This is a genomic window from Methylobacterium sp. J-030 (assembly GCF_022829545.1).
Classification (GTDB): domain Bacteria; phylum Pseudomonadota; class Alphaproteobacteria; order Rhizobiales; family Beijerinckiaceae; genus Methylobacterium.
Window position 1 is genome coordinate 1 of sequence record NZ_JAKSYM010000093.1, and the last position, 1,280, is coordinate 1,280.

At 65.9% G+C, this 1,280-nt stretch carries 2 protein-coding genes and 1 pseudogene; all 3 read left to right on the forward strand.

Annotation, left to right across the window (positions count from 1 at the left end; all coding sequences use genetic code 11):
• Positions 1 to 29: 29 nt before the first annotated feature.
• The gene (locus tag MKK75_RS05985; protein WP_244041704.1) at positions 30 to 236 is read left to right on the forward strand and encodes a hypothetical protein; all 207 of its coding nucleotides are present in this window, start codon (positions 30 to 32) and stop codon (positions 234 to 236) included.
• Entirely contained in the window at positions 233 to 466 is a 234-nt protein-coding gene (locus MKK75_RS05990) for a transcriptional coactivator p15/PC4 family protein (protein WP_244041705.1), read from the forward strand. The genes MKK75_RS05985 and MKK75_RS05990 overlap by 4 nt, the downstream gene beginning before the upstream one ends.
• Positions 460 to 1,280 (forward strand): annotated as a pseudogene (locus MKK75_RS05995) (DUF6371 domain-containing protein); the annotation flags it as partial. The gene MKK75_RS05990 and the pseudogene MKK75_RS05995, both read left to right, overlap by 7 nt.

A 1,280-nucleotide genomic window follows, 5' to 3' on the forward strand; every position in this document is an offset into this window, starting at 1 on the left:
GCCCGCGCTCTCATTCGGGAGGGCGTGTGATGTCGGTGCTCCCCACTCTCGCCCTCGATGAAGTGGCCGAGCGGGCCAGTCTTGCTGCCCGCTACGCCGAAGCTGCTGCAGCCCTCGCGGCGGCCGGGGATACACCCGGCATGGTACACAGCTTGGCCTGTGCTGGCCGGGCGATCCTGGCCGCTAGCCAAGCCGCAGCCACCCTCCGTCCCTTGACCATGGAGGCGTCGCGATGAGCGCCTCCTCAATAGTCGCGACCGTGATGAAGAACAACGTGGAGGAGGTCAGGGTCAGCCTGACCTCCTTCAACGGGTTCGACCTCGTCGACATCCGCACCTTCGCCCGGCTGATCGGTACGCACGGAGAGCCGATGCCGACCAAGCGCGGCGTGTGCCTCGGTCGCGACCGCCTGCCCGAACTCATCCAAGCTCTTATCCAAGCACAGGAGGGCGGCACATCATGCTGAGCCTCGACGGTATCGCTCGCGCCCTCGGCGGCGAGGTTCGCGGGAACAAGGTTCGTGCACCTGGGCCTGGGCACTCCCCAGCCGATCGGTCCTTGACGGTCTGGCTAACCGACGACGGGTCCGACATCACGGTCGACAGCTTCGCCAATGATGGCAAGCTACTGTGCAAGGACTACGCGCGCTCAAAGATCGGTTTGCCGCCATGGGAGCCGAAGAGCGCCAACGACGACTCTAGCATCAAGCGCACGTCGGCGCGGGTGCAGAAGGATTCGGCCGAAGTCGCAAAGCCTGAACTGGCCGGGGATACGATCGTCCTGCCGATCCCGGCTGGAAAGCGTCCTGACAACTTTTGCTTAGCAAGGCGTGATGAGCCGGTAGCGGTCTATACCTATCTCGATGGTGAGGGCCGCGATCTCGGCTACATCGCCCGGTTCGAGACCGCCGACGGCAAGGTGTTTCTGCCTACCACCCTGTGGCGGCGAAAGGACGGCACCTACTGGGCCAACAAGTCGTGGCCTAAGCCGCGTCCGCTCTATGGCCTCGACAAGCTCGCTGCCCGCCCGAACGCATCCGTCGTCGTGTGTGAGGGCGAGAAGGCCGCCGACGCCGCGCAGGATGTCTTCCCGAACAGCGTGGTGGTGACCAGCCCCGGCGGGGCCAAGGCGGCCAAATCCGCGGACTGGACGCCGCTCGCCGGCAAGCAGGTAATGATCTGGCCGGACAACGACGCACCCGGCCTCGGCTACGCCCTCGACGTTGAGCGTGAGTTGGCCGCGGTCGGTGCCGGCACGGTCACCACGGTCGACGCCATGCG

What these genes read in the sequence shown, in the direction of transcription:
- MKK75_RS05985 (WP_244041704.1), top strand. Translation starts at nt 30, where the DNA reads ATGTCGGTGCTCCCCACTCTCGCCCTCGATGAAGTGGCCGAGCGGGCC.
- MKK75_RS05990 (WP_244041705.1), top strand. Translation starts at nt 233, where the DNA reads ATGAGCGCCTCCTCAATAGTCGCGACCGTGATGAAGAACAACGTGGAG.